The organism is Streptomyces sp. NPDC021012 (assembly GCF_044333355.1).
Lineage (GTDB): Bacteria > Actinomycetota > Actinomycetes > Streptomycetales > Streptomycetaceae > Streptomyces.
In genome coordinates this window covers 61,162-75,355 of sequence record NZ_JBIRQU010000004.1, presented here as the reverse complement: position 1 = coordinate 75,355, position 14,194 = coordinate 61,162, and the positions used below count along the sequence as shown (strand labels likewise).

The following is a 14,194-nucleotide window of genomic DNA, read 5'->3' as shown; positions in this document are numbered from 1 at the left end:
GTCAGACGTTCCATCCCTTCTCGGCCTCGGGCCCGTTGCGCGGGTCCTCGTGGCGGGCGATGTCCTGCTCGTGCGCGGTGCGGAACAGCGGGCCCATGTCCTCGGCGACCGCGACCGCGCTCATGAGGGCGCCGAAGATGTCGTTGAAGCCGTCGGCGATCTCCTTCTCCAGCGGGAACTCCGAATCGGCGCGCTCGGCCAGGATCTTCATCACGTTCGCCACGCTGGTCAGCGCGGCGGGCAGGCCTTCGACCATGGCGAGGATCTCCATGGCGTTCTCGGGGTCATAGCTGGTGGCGGCGGCTTCCATCTCCGCCGCGTGCTCCTCGAACCGGAAACCCGACACGATCTCTCCCTCGCTGTTCTCACTGGTGGGGGTGGTGGGGACGAGTCCGGCCGGACGCTCGGCGGTGTCCCCGATCTGGTCCGTCTCGTCGGCGGCCTCGGCGTCCGCGACGGCCTCCAGGACCACGAGCTCCGCGCGGGTGACCCGGTCCCGGGCCTCCCGCTCCTCGCGCGCCTTCTTCAGCAGGCGGGCGTAGAGGCGGCGGCCGGGGTGCTGCAGCCACGCCCAGCCGAGCTTGCGCCCGAGCGGGGTGGTGACCAGGCCGAGGAGGCCGAGCGCTCCGGCGAGCAGGGCGGCGAGCAGGCGGCGGCCCTGGAACCGGGCGGCGGACTTCCACAGCGCCTTACGGGCCCTGGCCCGGGCGGGGGCCTTGCGGACCTCGGAGCGCTGCGCGGCCAGCTTCCCGGCCGCCGAGGTGTCCCGGGTTTTGCGGAGCCGTTCCACGGCGGCGCTGCGGCTCTTACCCGCCGCGCCGGTGCCCCGGGCGACCGCCCGGCCGACCGGGCCCTTCTTCGCGGCGGCCATCGTGCGGGCGTCGTGCTTCGCAGCCCGGCGGGCGTCGGCGACCTGACGGCGGGCCGTCGTGGTGTCCGCCCGCCGCCCGGCCTTCGACGGCTGCACTGAACGGGCCTGCTCGCGCAGCGCCTTGACCTGCCCGACCCGTCCCCGCGGCTTCACCGTCGAGGAGTCCGAACTGCGGCCAGACACCCGTGCCTTCGGCCCGGAGACCTTCGCGACGGACCCGGCCGGTGCGGCGGCCGGGACACCCGCCTTCCGGCCTACGTGCCGACCGGCCGCAGGTCCGCTCGCGGAGCGGAGCGTGCCCGCAGCGGCGCCCGAGCGAGCCGTCTTCCTCCCCGACACGGGAGAACCCGCGCCCGTCCGGGTCCCGGAGGTGGAACCGCGCTTGGGCTGGGACGGGACACGGCCCGACCCGCCGGCCGACTTCCCGGCCGATGTGGTGCCGGTCTTGCCTGCCTTGGCCTGCCGGCCCTGCCGGGCGTTGTTCTTGTGGGTGCGGGCGGTCGTGGCGCCCAGGACGACGGCCCCGGTCGCGGCGACGGCCGCCGCAATCGGGCCGCCGACCAGCGCGGCCCCGGCGAGCAGCGTCACCGTGGCGTTCGCGCCGGTCAGGGCGAGGGGGACGACCGGCCAGCCGCCCGCCGTGTGCTCCACACCCGCCTTCCCCACGGGCTCGGAGGTTTCCGGTGCGGGGCTGGGGGCCGGGTCGGTGGGGGGAACGGGGGCCGTGTCCGTGAGGATCGGCTCGGTGCTGAGGTCCGTCACCGGTCCACCCCCTCGCCGGTCACGGCGTTGGGCTCCAGGGCGAAGTACACGACGATGGAACCCTCCATCGACGGGTACTGGCGCACCGCGTCGAGCCGGAGCTGGGTCAGGATGTCGAACCGGGTGGTCCCGGGCGGCGGGGTGTAGGTGCCAGAGACCGTGCACGCGCTCATCTGGCTGTTCTGCAGGGACAGCGCGTACATGTGCGTGCCCTGGGGCTGGTTGTTCTGCATGAGGAACCTCCAGGTCACGAACGGGGAATGAGGTGCTGGGGGTGGGTGGCGGCCTCCTGCCAGCGCCTGCACTCGGCCGCACCGGCCCAGCGCAGGCGGGCGGAGAACGTGCAGCCCGGCACCGTGCACGCGTAGGTCACCGAGCCAAGGGCGCCGACCGCGCGGGACGCGAGCGAGAGCAGCCCCGACGTGATCGCGTAGCCGCACGGTACCGACAGCCAGAACGGCACCGCGTACGCGTCGAGCCGCAGCGCGACCGCCATGCCGCAGGCGACGGCCACCAGTCCGGCACCCGCCATCACCGCGTTGTGCCGACGGATCGTGGTGTTCGGGGAGAGCTTCACTGCGCGGCTCCTTCCAGGGAGCGGGCGGGGGTGGTGTCGCGCAGTTCCTGGTAGCGGGTGGAAACCCAGCCGACCGACCAGCCGCACAGCTCGGCCGCCTGCCGCACCGGCACCCCGGTCGCGTACGCGGCGGCCACGGTCTGGCGGGCCTGCTCCTCGGACTGCTTCACCGGCGCGGGCCCGGCGGCGAGGAGGGCGGCGCGTTCACGCTCGGCCCGCTCCTCACGTTCACGCTGTTCACGCTGCCGGGCCGCCTCGCGGTCCCGGCGCTCGCGTTCGGCGCGTACGGCGGCCTCGCGTTCAAGGCGTTCACGCTCCACGCGCTGCTGTTCACGCTCGCGTTCACGGCGTTCACGCGTCTCCCGCTCCGCCCTCTCGGCGGCCTCGGCCCGCTCGCGCTCCTCCCGCCGGGCACGCTCCTCCCGCTCGGCCTGTTCACGGACCAGAGAGGCTTCGTGTTCACGCTTTTCACGCGCCATCCGGGCCTCGAACTCCCGCTTCTCACGGGACCGCCTGTCGGCCGCTTCGGCGCGCTCGGCGGCGGCCTTCTCCCGCGCCGCCCGGTCGGCCCGTTCACGCTCCTGGATGGCCGTGAGCGCGTTCGTGATGGCCGTGCGGTAGGCGAGGCCGGTCTCGGCCGTGACGATCAGCAGCAGCGGTGCCACCGAGTGGACCGCGACTCCGACCAGGTCTTTCTTCAGGGCGGAGTCGCCGATGTTCAGGGCCAGGGTCATGCCGCCGGTCATCCACCGCAGCGCGATGGGCCACCGGCCGCCGTGCCCACCGAGGCGGGCGAGGACGGAGTCGAGACGGACGACGATGACGACGGCCGCGTCCACGACGATCGGGAGGATGGGGGCCGTCCACGCCCAGCCGTCGGGGGTGTGGGCCCGCATCAGCGGCGTGACCGTGAGGACCGAGAAGAGCATCGCCCCGCTCACGATCAGCCACGTGCCCACGCTCAGGGCCTGCTCCGCTGAACGGATCTGAACACCGTTCACGACAGCACCCCCGCACCCGAGGACACCGGCTCGACGGCCGGGATCTTCCCGTAGCCGGTCAGCTCCAGGTCGGCCCCCGCGAACGTGACGTGAACGTTCAGGACGCCGGTCCGGCCGTCGCACTGAACGCGGTGAACGACCGACTCGGGGGCGATGCTCAGGGCCTCACGCCACGCCTCGAAACCGGCGAAGTCGTCGTGGAACGTCAGCTCCAGCCGCTCCGGGTAGAGCGGCGAGACCCCCACGCGCGGCGCCGGCAGGTGCGAGAACTCCGCCGCCAGCAGCCGCAGCGCCAGCAGCGGGGCGGACAGGTCCGCCAGCGTCCCGGCCCTCACGCGGCACCGCCCGCCCGCACCACGCCGACGCGGTTCGCCAGGTCCCGGCGGGCCGCCACCACCCGGTTACGGGCCCGGCGGATCCGCCGCTCGTCCAGCTTCACGGCCGGACGGTCCAGCGTCTTGATCTGCGCGTCCAGCAGCTCGACCTCCGCCAGGATCAGCGGCATCTCCTGCTCGATCGCGTCCAGCTCCACGCCCGACGGCTCACCGTCGAACGCCAGGGCCCCGCTGGTGGCGGGGAGTGTGATGATGGACTTCAAGGGTCTGCTCCTTCCAGAGAGGAACGGCCCGAACGAGGTCCCGGAGCTGCAACTCCGGGACCTCTCGCCGTTGGAACCATCCGGCTCCCCTCGACCCCGCCCGTACGGAACCCCGCGAACGGGGCCCGGACGGGCGGAGGAGGCAACCGGCCACAGCCGGGTGGCTGCGGAGGGGGCTGTTCAGACGGTCGCGATGAGGAGGGCGGCGACGCCGAGCCACAACAGGTGCCAGGACTGGTCCAGGGCGTACGCGCCCGTCCCGAGCGTCGGTGCGTACTCGCCATTCGCGGTGGTCGGGTGGCCCGGGTGCGCCGGGGTGCCAAGGCTGTAGAACTCCGCCTTGCCGACCCGGTCCGCGAGCCGCTTGAGCGTGGTCCGGCGGTCAGCCCAGTAGTGGCTGACCGCATCCAGGCCCAGGCCGAGGATCGTGCCGAGGACGGTCAGCGGCAGATCGAGCACGAGCGCCACGGGGAGGAGGACCACGAGCTTGGTGAGAGTCAGGCCGAGGACGTGCCGGCCGCATGCGAACCGTCCGGTCCAGCCAGGCTGGCCCTTGGTGGCAGCCTGGCAACTCGACTGAACCCAGTGGTCGCCCACGGAGTGCGCGACGTAGAGGGCGACGAACACGGCGGCGAAGGTGGCGGCCGTAATAGCCGACTGAAGTGCCGCGATGGAGTTCATGGGTGTGTTCCTTCCAGCGAGGAACGGCCCGAACGAACCCCTGGTGTTCCAGCACCGGGGGTTCTCGCCGTTGGAGCGGTTTCTCCGGCTCCCCTCGACCCCGCCCGTACGGAACCCCGTGTGGGGTCCGGACTGGCGGAGGAGGCAACCGGCCGCAGCCGAAAGGCTGCGGTGGTCAGGTGACGCGGTGGGCGCGGCCGCTCCGCCGGTCCAGCGGGGGCGGCGCCCAGGGTCTTCGTCGCTTCACGTCGGCCTCCATTGGGGCGGACATGGGTGCATGGCGTAGATCGCGATCTCTGCCCTTGTCTCACCGCACGTCGAGGACTCCTCAGCCAGCCCAAAGAGGCGGCCCGGAGCAAGGTGCTTGCTGCTCGTGCGGCAGGGCCTGCGGCTTGTCGCAGATGCCTGTCGTTCTGTGTGTCCACTGTTCAGTTCTCAAGCCAACGGACGCTTCCTTCGAAGTCGTTTCACGAGCCTCTCCGGGCGTTGGGCAGCACGGTTCATCGAGCCGAAGCCCGATGAGGCACATGTACTACCTGTTCCTCATCATGCGGAGGAGGGTTCGCATCGTCAAGTCCCTTGGATCCTTGGTGCCTGCGAGTCCGCCCCGTTCGATGACTCCAGATTGGCTTGAGCAGGGCAGACGTTGGACTCCGCGCATGTACGGCTCCAGGACGTCTTGGCTACGGTGAAGTCGTCCCAAGTCGTCCCACCTGGGGAGCACATGGCATGGCCAACGAACGCTTACGCGGCGCGATCATCGAGCGCGGCATGACCCTTGATGAAGTGGCCGAACGGCTCGGGGTGTCGGCGAAGACAGTGGAGCGCTGGATCAATGAGCCCAAGCGGCAGCCGTACCGCCGCTTCAAGTACGCCGCGGCTTCGCTCCTGCAGTGCGAGATGTCCTACCTGTGGCCCGAGGAGCGGACGTCCGTCGAGGTCACCGAGGCGGGCAATGCGGAGCTGGTGAAGCTGTACCCCCACCGCTCCGTCGTGCCGAACCGGCTCTGGCCACAGCTCTACTCTGGCGCCACGCGGCACTTCGACGTGCTCGTCTACTCGGGCTTCTGGCTCACCGAGGACGCTGCCTTCCACCAGGTGGTCAAGGAGAAGTCGGCTGCCGGCGTCCCGGTCCGGTTCATGCTCGGGGACCCCAACTCCGCTGCGGTCGCCACACGTGGGGCGGACGAAGGGATCGGCGGCGCGATGGCGAGCAAGATTCGCAACGCGCTGGTCAACTATGCGCCGCTGTTCGGCCTTCCTGGTGTGGAGTTCAGGCTTCACTCCACCACGCTCTACAACTCCATCTACCGGGCCGACGACGAGATGCTCGCCAACGGGCACCTGTACGGAGTGGGGGCGTACATGGCCCCGGTCCTGCACATCCAGCGCATCCCCGGGGGCGAGCTGTTCGACGCCTACGCTGAGAGCGTCGAACGGGTCTGGGAGTCCGCACGGCCGATCTCCTCGCCCACTGACCTGGGAGGTTCAAGCGCATGAGCCGGATCGACTACTTCCGTGACCCTGCCGCCCCGAAGGCCAATTCGGTCGTGCCCTCGGTTACGGCCGTCGTCCGTGACGACGCCGGCAGGCTCCTGGTCATCCACAAGACCGACAACGACCTGTGGGCGCTGCCTGGCGGTGGCCACGACATCGGCGAGCGGATTGCCGACACCGTCGTGCGCGAGGTGGAGGAGGAGACCGGGATCAGGGTCGTGGTGGACGGGATCGTCGGGCTCTACACCGACCCCGAGCACGTGCTCGCGTACGACGACGGCGAGGTGCGACAGCAGTTCTCGATCTGTTTCCGGGCCCATCCGGTCGGCGGGTCTCTCCGTACGAGCAGCGAGTCGAAAGAGGTCCGCTGGATGGCTCCGGCGGACCTCGATGACTTGGACATCCACCCGTCCATGCGGCTGAGGGTCCAGCACGGTTTGGACGAGTCGCGGCGCGAGCCCTACATCGGCTGAGCGCCGGCCGTGACGGCGGCCATGCGGCTCTCCACGCGCTCGTTGGCGGCGTGGATCTCCGGCGCCGCCCGCTGGATGAAGCGCCCCACGATCGTGTCCGGGCCGTACCGTTGCACGATCTCGTCCAACCGGGCCGCCGGCGTCGTGTGCTCGCCGGTCGGCGTCGTCGTCATGTCGGACACGATGAGCGCATCCACCAGCTCGGGCCGCTCCAGCTCGAACTCCGTCTCCAGCTCATGCCGGAGACCTCGTTCCTCGGCCTCCAGGAGCGCGCAGGAGTGATGGGCAACGAGCCGGACGACCCGCTCGTCGGCGCCCTCCTGGTCCCGCAGGAACCGTGCACCGTCGAGCGGGTGGAAGCCGGTGGTAGCGATGGAGGGGGAGTATCCGATGTCATGCAAGACGGCGGCCGCTTCCAGCAGCTCGGCGTCCCGCCCCAGGATCGGGGTCAGCGAACGGGCCCTTTTGGCGACTCCGAGGGAGTGCGCCCAGCGGCGCGGCAACGGCTCGGCCAGCAGCGATTCGGACAGCGCGTACGCCCAGTCAGTAAGCCCCATGAGTACCAAGGTTAGGTCTTCTCCGGTTCAGTCGGGAGAGCGCGAACGGTCCGGCCCTTGCCATGCACCGTGGCGAGCAGTCCGGTCCCCTCCATCTGCGCGAGGGCGCGTCGTACAGCGGTACGGGAGACTTCGAATCGCGCGCACAACTTCGACTCCGATGGATAGGCGTCGCCTACTGTCAGTGCGTCCTCCCTGATCAGGTCGGTCATGCGGTCGACTAGGGGTCGGATGGGCTTGGCAGACAGCCGCCATCCAGTACCAGGCACGGAGCTGATTAGCTGCTCGGCCTCCAGCACCTTGAGCGCGCGCCGGATGGTGTTGCGGGAGACGTCATGCGCCCGCATGAGAGCGGCTTCAGACGGCAGCGCGCGTCCCTCGGGGCCCTCCTTGATGTCCCTCCGCAGCGCGTCAGCGATGAGCAGATAGGTTCCGCGCGGACTGGCCTCCGACACGGCACCTCCTTTCGCAGGCTTCGGTTACCGCCAGGGTCGCACGTTCCGGCCACTAGCAGACGAGCTGTCGGGCCAAGATCGAGTACCGTCTGGCTCAGAAATCGCGGAGGCCGACGAAACTAGCCTTATTAAAACAAATCAGTCAAGTCGAAGAATTGCCGAGATCTTTCAACCAGCACCTTCCCTGCCGGGATCCTCTCTTGATAATCCAAGCACAAAGTACGCAATTTGTGATGCACCTGCCATTCCTCCACCGGGAGGCTCCTGGCGCCGTCCACCAAGAGTGACACAACGCCAGGGTAAGACATAGCTTCAAATAGATTACGGACGGGCTGTTGGCTCATACTAACCGCAACACGCTCCCCCGCCTCCGTGACGTAGTAACCCACTTGACCGACACCGAAGAGACTTTGAGTAACCCAATCCGGAAGGCCAGATGCGGAAACATGAAGAAGGGACTCGGCCACTTCCGACCATTCACGGTTTTGAAGTTTGATAGTTCCGTTATTGATACCCGAGACCAAGAAATCATTTTGCAGGATTTTGATACCCATCTGAAATTCGATGGAATCAGATTGATCCCGGGCACGCTCCAGGTTAGTTTTCGTGGAGTACGCCAGTGGCCCCGGGCGCCCTTGCCACTCACCCGAAAGGAGGAGCAGGGTGTTTACTCTCCCGGATCCGCCGGCAGCAAGGCTCTTAGAGATCTCGTATTCAATCGCGGCACGCGATGGAGCATCTATGGTCCCGGTATGCCAAATAGCTTCACCTAGACTGAGCTGCTGAAATTCTTCAAGAGGCTCCTCTACAAGTTCGAGCGCCTGCTTCGTGAAAGTTCTCAGAAAACGAGGCGACCTCGCAGCCACATCGTCATTAATTAGGTCTGCAGCAAGCATGGATCCAGGCTTCACGAATAGGCTCAGCTCATCGGAAGCCTGCACCTCATCCAGCAGATTGACGAGGCGGTCTCGGAAGCTGGGGCGCTCAAGAAAAATTCGACCAGCGGCTAGAAGCCACGTATTGCGCCAATGCGCGGACTTGGCGATCATCCTCAGATGATCGATAGTTCGAGAAAGATCGTCGCACACAAGCGCTTTGGCTGCCATAAATTCCTGCAAACTGCGAACTTCGAATCCGAAGCTGTCACCCTTCTTCGGCACTAGGAGAATCAACCTATGCATGGCTGCTTCGACTAGGCGCGATGCTAGAGAATAAGCATCTGGGTCCGAGTACCCCTCTTCCTTCAGATGCCTTTGAGTAATACGAGACAGTTGCTCTCTGGAAATAATAGCGTCGGAATCCCCTACCCCCTCCGACTGAACCTGCAGGAACAGCCCTACCCGTTCGTGGAGGTGATCAATTTGAGTGCGATAGTCGTCGATAAGGAGCCCAATAGGTCCAGGCTTGCTGACTTCACGGTTAAAGATTACCTGGTAATAGTCGTTGAAAAGCCGATAGCGCTGCTGTGGCACGCGCTCACGACGCTCAAGGAGGATAGCCATGATAGTCACTTGAAGAGGTGTGACCATCAGCCGAGCAGTCAAATCTTCATCAGCCGCCTCTTGAAGCCGCTGCAGAACTCGTTCTGCAGTATCCGGGTCGCCCTTGTGGCGAGCTTGAGTCAGCTGCCTTGCATACGAAATCGCACTGTCCGCAGAGAGAGGCTCTAGGGTCAACTGAACATAACGCTGGCGCGAAAACTCCCCTCGGTACCCTTGGGGCCGCGAAGTCGCCACGATAAGAAGATCGGCATCCACAGAGTGGGCATCAATTACGAAGTCATTGATCTTTTCCATAACGGCATCTCGAGCTTGAGGGGAGGCAACCTCGTCCAAGCCATCAAAAACCACGAGCCACGGCCACACCCTCAACCATGCTCGCAATTGATTCGGGGTCACGTCCGAAGTTCTTTTACTTATCTCCGAGGCCAAATGCCTGAGCAGGCTGACCGATTCTCCACCGGCGATAGTATCGGCGTATTCACTTAGGTTCACACGAACTGGCCATCGTCGGGCGGCGGGCAAAGAGATTCCCATGCGGGGAGTCTGATTCTGGAACTCTGTAACGATTCTCGCTGTTTCCGGATCAAGCCTAGCGTGAGCATCTGAAAGGAGAGCCACCCTATATGCCTGACACAACAGTTGGCTGATGGTCGACTTTCCTTGCCCGGGCCCCCCGATTACGGCGATGAAGGGGTGGTTGGCGGCTCGACGGCTAGGCCGAAGAACCGAATCTCCATGCTCCAGTATGCGCCGAACCGTGAAGCCTACCTGATGAGAACCATCTTCCCCTATGGAAACACTAAAAGGGTCGATTGCCATGTCGGCCAGCGGGAGCCTCTGATTGTCAGATTCTCCAGCTTGACCAAGCCTCACCCATTGATCGGTCGCCAGCTCCTTAGCGCTATGACCTGTCAACAGTTCGCCCAACTCAGAGGCGCTTCCCTCAATCACCTCCCTGAGCTTGAACAGGACGTCGCCGGCTGTGGTGAGAGCCGCATAAGTCTGTCGAATTGCAGGATACTGATCTAGGTAGCGGCAAATTTCATCAAAATGCCAGACTCCAAAACCTTCCAAAGGAAGTTTCAACTCGTCAATCAAGTCCGACATGGCTTTCTCAAAAAGGTCGAGTCCTCCCTGAACGGGGTCAGACGACAAGACGACATTGGTAGCGAAAAGCAAATAGCGCGGCAGCGCCCCTTCCCTACCTCGCTTTGAATCCTTGTTAGCCCATTGTCGCAGCTCTTTACGCACTTGCCCGATGAACCAGGTGGTATCCGGCTTGGTCCCGCGCGGCCGTTGAAGGAACTTTGCCTGGAGGACACCGTGCCCGCTCCAGCAGTCTGACGAGCCGGGGAAGGGGTAGCGCATCTCGCCACGGAATTCGGCCTCGCGGCCCCCGTCAGGTCCGTCCCCATAGATCTGCACGCCAGGGCCAAGGATCTGGAGTGCGAGAGCCTGAGTGAGGTGCTCGAACTCCCGGGCGCCAAGCCGCGTCAAGTCGTAGTCCACCAAGCTATCTTGCCCCCGCAGGTGATACAGATGGAGGGTTTTGCATGATCAACCTCTGGTTCCTTGGCGCAACAGAGCAGCAGGGCTAGTAGGCATGGGCGCTCGGTGCCGGCGTGCCTTGGAGCCCCGGGCGCACGACGGGAGTGAGCCCGACGCTTCGTCAGCCTCGCCGTTCTATGGAACCCTTGGCTCCGGTGAATACACGAGAAGACTCAGGCGTCCCACCCCGCCACAGGCTGAAAGCTCCTGGTCAGATGCTTGCTGACCCAGATCCAGGCCGGTGCCTTCTAAGCACTTGGCCGCAGGTTCGAGTCCTGCCGGGGGCGCATCGGCGAAGACCCTCCTTCGGGAGGGTCTTTTTGCTGGCCGGGGGTGATTTCCGGTCGGGGGGCGAGGGAGGCCGTCCGGGGTCGTTACGGGGTGACCGTGCCGAGTTGGAGGAGCGCGGGGGTGGGGGCGCAGCAGCCTCCGTCGGGGGTCGGGTGGGCCGTGTCCGGCTGGGCGAAGAGGCCGGTGCCGCCGCAGACGCCGGTCTCGGGGAGGGCGAGTTCGACGCGTTCGGCGGACTCGTGGTCGCCGGCGATGGCGGCGACGACGGAGCGGACCTGCTCGTAACCGGTGAGGGCGAGGAAGGTGGGGGCGCGGCCGTAGGACTTCATGCCGACGAGGTAGACGCCCTGTTCGGGGTGGGAGAGCTCGTTGGCGCCGTGGGGGCGGACGGTGCCGCAGGAGTGCTGGTTGGGGTCGATGAGCGGGGCGAGTCCGACCGGGGCCTGCAGGCGTTCGTCGAGACCGAGGCGGAGCTCGGAGAGGAAGGAGAGGTCGGGGCGGAAGCCCGTGAGGACGATGGCCTCGTCGACCGGGTCGAGGCGCCGGCCGTCCTCGGCCACGAGGATCAGGCGGTTGTCGCCGTCGCGCTCGACCGCCTCCGTACGGAAGCCGGTCACGGCGTCGGCGTGGCCCTCGTCGACCGCCGCCTTCGCGGCCAGGCCCAGTGCGCCGCGGGCGGGCAGTTGGTCGGCCGTACCGCCGCCGAAGGTGGAGCCGGAGATGCCTCGGCGCAGGATCCACACGGCCTTCGTCCCCGCCTGCTCCCGGGCCAGGTCCGCCAGCGCGGCGAGCGCGGTGAAGGCGGAGGCGCCGGAGCCGATGACGGCGGTGCGCCTGCCGGCGTACCGGGCGCGGACGGACGGGTCCTCGAGGTCGGGGACGCGGTAGGCGAGGCGGTCGGCGGCGGCCTTCTCGCCGAGGGCGGGGAGGCCGGACGCTCCCGCCGGGCTCGGGGTGGACCAGGTGCCGGAGGCGTCGATCACCGCGCGGGCGAAGAGTCGCTCCTCACGGCCGTCGGCGTGGGTGACGTGGACGACGAACGGCCGGGCCTCCCGGTCGGCGTCCACGATGCGGTCGCGGCCGGCGCGCGAGACGCCGGTGACCGTGGCTCCGGTGCGGACCCGGTCGCCGAGGGCGTCGGCGAGGGGCTGGAGGTACCGCTCCGCCCAGTCACCACCGGACGGGTAGGTCTTCACGTCGGGCTTCACCCAGCCGGTGGGGGCCAGGAGCTTCTCGGCGGCCGGGTCGGTGACCTCTCCCCACGTCGAGAAGAGACGGACGTGCGCCCACGCACGTACCGCCGCGCCGGCCACCGGTCCGGCCTCCAGGACCAGCGGTTCCAGGCCGCGCCCGACGAGGTGGGCGGCGGCGGCCAGGCCGACGGGGCCGGCTCCGATGACCACGACGGGCAGCTGGTCGGTGGCGGTGGCTGTGGCGTTCACGGCGATTCCCCTTTGTTTCGACGTCCGTCGATCTCTTGCACGGCAAGCCTCACACTTGAATCGACGTTCGTCAACATAGACGTTCATCGAAATGACCCACCCTCTCCGGCATCCCTGGGCGGCTGATTCGACATGTGTCAACATAGATGCATGTCGAATGCCGCCGCGCTGCCCGTCCTTGAACCCGAGGTCGCCCCCTGCTGCCCGCCGCTCACCGAGCGCCCGCTGAACGCCGAGGAGGCCGAGCGGACCGCGAAGATGTTCAAGGCCCTCGGTGATCCGGTACGGCTGCGGCTGTTCTCGGCGGTCGCCTCGCACGAGGGCGGCGAGGCGTGCGTCTGCGACATCTCCGACGTCGGCGTCTCGCAGCCGACCGTCTCCCATCACCTGAAGAAGCTGAAGGAGGCGGGGCTGCTCTCCTCCGAGCGGCGCGGCACCTGGGTGTACTACCGGGTGGAGCCCGCCGTCCTCGCCGCCATGGGCGCGCTCCTCACCAAGGCCGCCGCCGCGTGACCGACTCCGCTCCGGTGGTCCCCCTCACCGCCGCGCATGCCGCCGAAGTGATCGCGATCTACCAGGCCGGCATCGACGAGGGCAACGCCACCTTCGAGACCACCGCCCCCACCTGGGAGCAGTTCGACGCGGCGAAGCTGCCCGAGCACCGCTTCGCCGCCGTCGACGGGACCGGGCGCGTGCTCGGCTGGGTCGCCGCCACCAAGGTCTCCGACCGGTGCGCGTACGCGGGCGTCGTCGAGCACTCCGTCTACGTCCACCCCGACGCCCGGGGCCGGGGCATCGCCTCCGCGCTTCTGAAGGCGCTCATCGACTCCACCGAGGCGGCGGGGATCTGGACCATCCAGTCCGGGATCTTCCCCGAGAACGCCGCGAGCCTGGCCGTTCACGAACGGGCCGGCTTCCGGGTGATCGGCACCCGCGAGCGCATCGGGCGGCATCACGGGGTCTGGCGCGACACCGTACTCGTCGAGCGTCGCAGCAGTAGCGTGGCGTAAGCCCCGTTCGGGGTTCGGAGCTACCCACCAACGGCGGGCGGGGTGCCGGTGCCTTTCCCCGAAGGACGAGCCGGCCCGTGGCGGGCGGGGCGGGGGGCGAGCGAGGATCCTGGCCATGACCATGGAGAAGGACCTCGTTCCGGCGTCGGCGCACTCGGCCCCGTGGGTGTTCGCCACGGGCGGGGCCGTCGGCGTTCTCGGCGGGATGATCGGCCTCGGGGGCGCGGAGTTCCGACTGCCGCTGCTGATCGGCCTGTTCGGTTTCACCGCGCTGTCGGCCGTGATCCTGAACAAGGCGATGAGCCTGGTCGTGGTCCTCGTGGCGTTGCCCGCGCGTTTCGCGGCGGTGCCGCCGTCCGAGGTCTTCGGGCACTGGCCGGTCGCCCTCAACCTGCTCGCGGGGAGCCTGCTGGGCGCCTGGGTCGGTGCGTCGTGGGCGGTGCGGATGCGGAGCGCCACCCTGTACAAGGTGCTGGCGGCGCTGATGGTGCTCATGGCCGCGGCGCTGGTGGCGACGCACAGCACGGCCCTCGGAGCACTCGATCCACCCGTGTGGGCGCAAGTGCCCGGCGGTGTCGTCTCCGGCTTCGGCATCGGCGTGGTCGCGGCGATCATGGGCGTGGCCGGCGGCGAGCTGCTGATCCCCACGATCGCGCTGCTGTTCGCGGTCGACGTCAAAGCGGCGGGCAGCCTGTCGCTGCTGGTCTCCCTGCCGACCATGCTGGTGGCCTTCGCCCGCTACAGCCGGGACGGCGGCTTCGCGGTGCTCGGTGCCCACGTCCGTTTCGCGGTGACCATGATCGGCGGCTCCGTCGCCGGTGCGGCGGTGGGCGGGCTGCTGCTCGGGGTCGTCCCGGACCTTCTGCTGGTCCCTGCCCTGGCCGTGGTCCTGCTGGTCTCCGCCGTCAAGGTCGCCCGGCACGGCTGAC

At 67.7% G+C, this 14,194-nt stretch carries 16 protein-coding genes; 5 read left to right on the top strand and 11 right to left on the bottom strand.

The annotated features are described in order from the left end of the window. Position 1 precedes the first annotated feature (1 nt). The 7 genes from ACH4TP_RS14550 to ACH4TP_RS14520 form a co-directional block, all read right to left on the bottom strand. A complete protein-coding gene (locus tag ACH4TP_RS14550; protein WP_398437952.1) occupies positions 2–1,633 on the bottom strand; it encodes a hypothetical protein in 1,632 nt (543 codons plus the stop codon). Continuing rightward, on the bottom strand, positions 1,630–1,866 hold the full coding sequence (locus tag ACH4TP_RS14545) for a hypothetical protein (protein ID WP_398437950.1): 237 nt from the start codon (positions 1,864–1,866) through the stop codon (positions 1,630–1,632). The genes ACH4TP_RS14550 and ACH4TP_RS14545 overlap by 4 nt, the downstream gene beginning before the upstream one ends. A gap of 14 nt (positions 1,867–1,880) precedes the next feature. After that, complete coding sequence (locus ACH4TP_RS14540; protein WP_398437948.1) at positions 1,881–2,210, bottom strand: hypothetical protein; 330 nt, start codon at positions 2,208–2,210, stop codon at positions 1,881–1,883. Continuing rightward, positions 2,207–3,211: a DUF2637 domain-containing protein gene (locus ACH4TP_RS14535; protein WP_398437946.1), complete on the bottom strand. Its 1,005-nt coding sequence runs from the start codon at positions 3,209–3,211 to the stop codon at positions 2,207–2,209. Before ACH4TP_RS14535 ends, ACH4TP_RS14540 begins: the two co-directional genes overlap by 4 nt. Then, entirely contained in the window at positions 3,208–3,546 is a 339-nt protein-coding gene (locus ACH4TP_RS14530; RefSeq protein ID WP_398437945.1) for a hypothetical protein, read from the bottom strand. Before ACH4TP_RS14530 ends, ACH4TP_RS14535 begins: the two co-directional genes overlap by 4 nt. Continuing rightward, entirely contained in the window at positions 3,543–3,809 is a 267-nt protein-coding gene (locus ACH4TP_RS14525; RefSeq protein ID WP_398437944.1) for a DUF6284 family protein, read from the bottom strand. Before ACH4TP_RS14525 ends, ACH4TP_RS14530 begins: the two co-directional genes overlap by 4 nt. A 180-nt stretch (positions 3,810–3,989) precedes the next feature. Next, positions 3,990–4,490: a transcriptional regulator gene (locus ACH4TP_RS14520; RefSeq protein WP_398437942.1), complete on the bottom strand. Its 501-nt coding sequence runs from the start codon at positions 4,488–4,490 to the stop codon at positions 3,990–3,992. A 729-nt stretch (positions 4,491–5,219) separates the two neighbouring features. Between ACH4TP_RS14520 and ACH4TP_RS14515 the strand changes: the two genes are divergently transcribed. Continuing rightward, positions 5,220–5,990, top strand: coding sequence for a helix-turn-helix domain-containing protein (locus tag ACH4TP_RS14515; protein WP_398437940.1), 771 nt, complete (start codon positions 5,220–5,222; stop codon positions 5,988–5,990). Then, positions 5,987–6,460, top strand: a complete 474-nt coding sequence (locus ACH4TP_RS14510) for an NUDIX domain-containing protein (protein WP_398437939.1) — start codon at positions 5,987–5,989, stop codon at positions 6,458–6,460. Before ACH4TP_RS14515 ends, ACH4TP_RS14510 begins: the two co-directional genes overlap by 4 nt. On the opposite strand, the gene ACH4TP_RS14505 is transcribed toward ACH4TP_RS14510, so the two are convergent. The 4 genes from ACH4TP_RS14505 to ACH4TP_RS14490 all read right to left on the bottom strand — a co-directional run bounded on the left by ACH4TP_RS14505 (position 6,448) and on the right by ACH4TP_RS14490 (position 12,255). Further along, positions 6,448–7,017, bottom strand: coding sequence for an HD domain-containing protein (locus ACH4TP_RS14505; protein WP_398437937.1), 570 nt, complete (start codon positions 7,015–7,017; stop codon positions 6,448–6,450). The genes ACH4TP_RS14510 and ACH4TP_RS14505 overlap by 13 nt on opposite strands. A gap of 11 nt (positions 7,018–7,028) precedes the next feature. Then, positions 7,029–7,472, bottom strand: coding sequence for a GntR family transcriptional regulator (locus ACH4TP_RS14500; RefSeq protein ID WP_398437935.1), 444 nt, complete (start codon positions 7,470–7,472; stop codon positions 7,029–7,031). 128 nt (positions 7,473–7,600) lie between these two features. After that, positions 7,601–10,483, bottom strand: a complete 2,883-nt coding sequence (locus tag ACH4TP_RS14495; RefSeq protein WP_398437933.1) for an NACHT domain-containing protein — start codon at positions 10,481–10,483, stop codon at positions 7,601–7,603. A gap of 413 nt (positions 10,484–10,896) precedes the next feature. Next, a complete protein-coding gene (locus ACH4TP_RS14490) occupies positions 10,897–12,255 on the bottom strand; it encodes an NAD(P)-binding domain-containing protein (protein ID WP_398437932.1) in 1,359 nt (452 codons plus the stop codon). Positions 12,256–12,405: 150 nt separating this feature from the next. On the opposite strand from ACH4TP_RS14490, the gene ACH4TP_RS14485 reads away from it, so the two are divergent. The 3 genes from ACH4TP_RS14485 (at position 12,406) to ACH4TP_RS14475 (ending at position 14,193) form a co-directional block, all read left to right on the top strand. After that, entirely contained in the window at positions 12,406–12,768 is a 363-nt protein-coding gene (locus ACH4TP_RS14485; RefSeq protein ID WP_389222037.1) for an ArsR/SmtB family transcription factor, read from the top strand. Further along, positions 12,765–13,265 carry a GNAT family N-acetyltransferase gene (locus ACH4TP_RS14480; RefSeq protein ID WP_389222039.1) on the top strand — a complete coding sequence of 167 codons (501 nt, stop codon included), beginning with the start codon at positions 12,765–12,767 and terminating at the stop codon, positions 13,263–13,265. Before ACH4TP_RS14485 ends, ACH4TP_RS14480 begins: the two co-directional genes overlap by 4 nt. A 115-nt stretch (positions 13,266–13,380) precedes the next feature. Then, the gene (locus tag ACH4TP_RS14475; RefSeq protein WP_398437929.1) at positions 13,381–14,193 is read left to right on the top strand and encodes a sulfite exporter TauE/SafE family protein; all 813 of its coding nucleotides are present in this window, start codon (positions 13,381–13,383) and stop codon (positions 14,191–14,193) included. Position 14,194: the final 1 nt, after the last annotated feature.

Bases quoted from the DNA above. Each gene is read 5' to 3' on its own strand.
- ACH4TP_RS14545 (WP_398437950.1), bottom strand. From the start codon at position 1,866: ATGCAGAACAACCAGCCCCAGGGCACGCACATGTACGCGCTGTCCCTG.
- ACH4TP_RS14520 (WP_398437942.1), bottom strand. From the start codon at position 4,490: ATGAACTCCATCGCGGCACTTCAGTCGGCTATTACGGCCGCCACCTTC.
- ACH4TP_RS14515 (WP_398437940.1), top strand. From the start codon at position 5,220: ATGGCCAACGAACGCTTACGCGGCGCGATCATCGAGCGCGGCATGACC.
- ACH4TP_RS14510 (WP_398437939.1), top strand. From the start codon at position 5,987: ATGAGCCGGATCGACTACTTCCGTGACCCTGCCGCCCCGAAGGCCAAT.
- ACH4TP_RS14505 (WP_398437937.1), bottom strand. From the start codon at position 7,017: ATGGGGCTTACTGACTGGGCGTACGCGCTGTCCGAATCGCTGCTGGCC.
- ACH4TP_RS14485 (WP_389222037.1), top strand. From the start codon at position 12,406: ATGTCGAATGCCGCCGCGCTGCCCGTCCTTGAACCCGAGGTCGCCCCC.
- ACH4TP_RS14475 (WP_398437929.1), top strand. From the start codon at position 13,381: ATGACCATGGAGAAGGACCTCGTTCCGGCGTCGGCGCACTCGGCCCCG.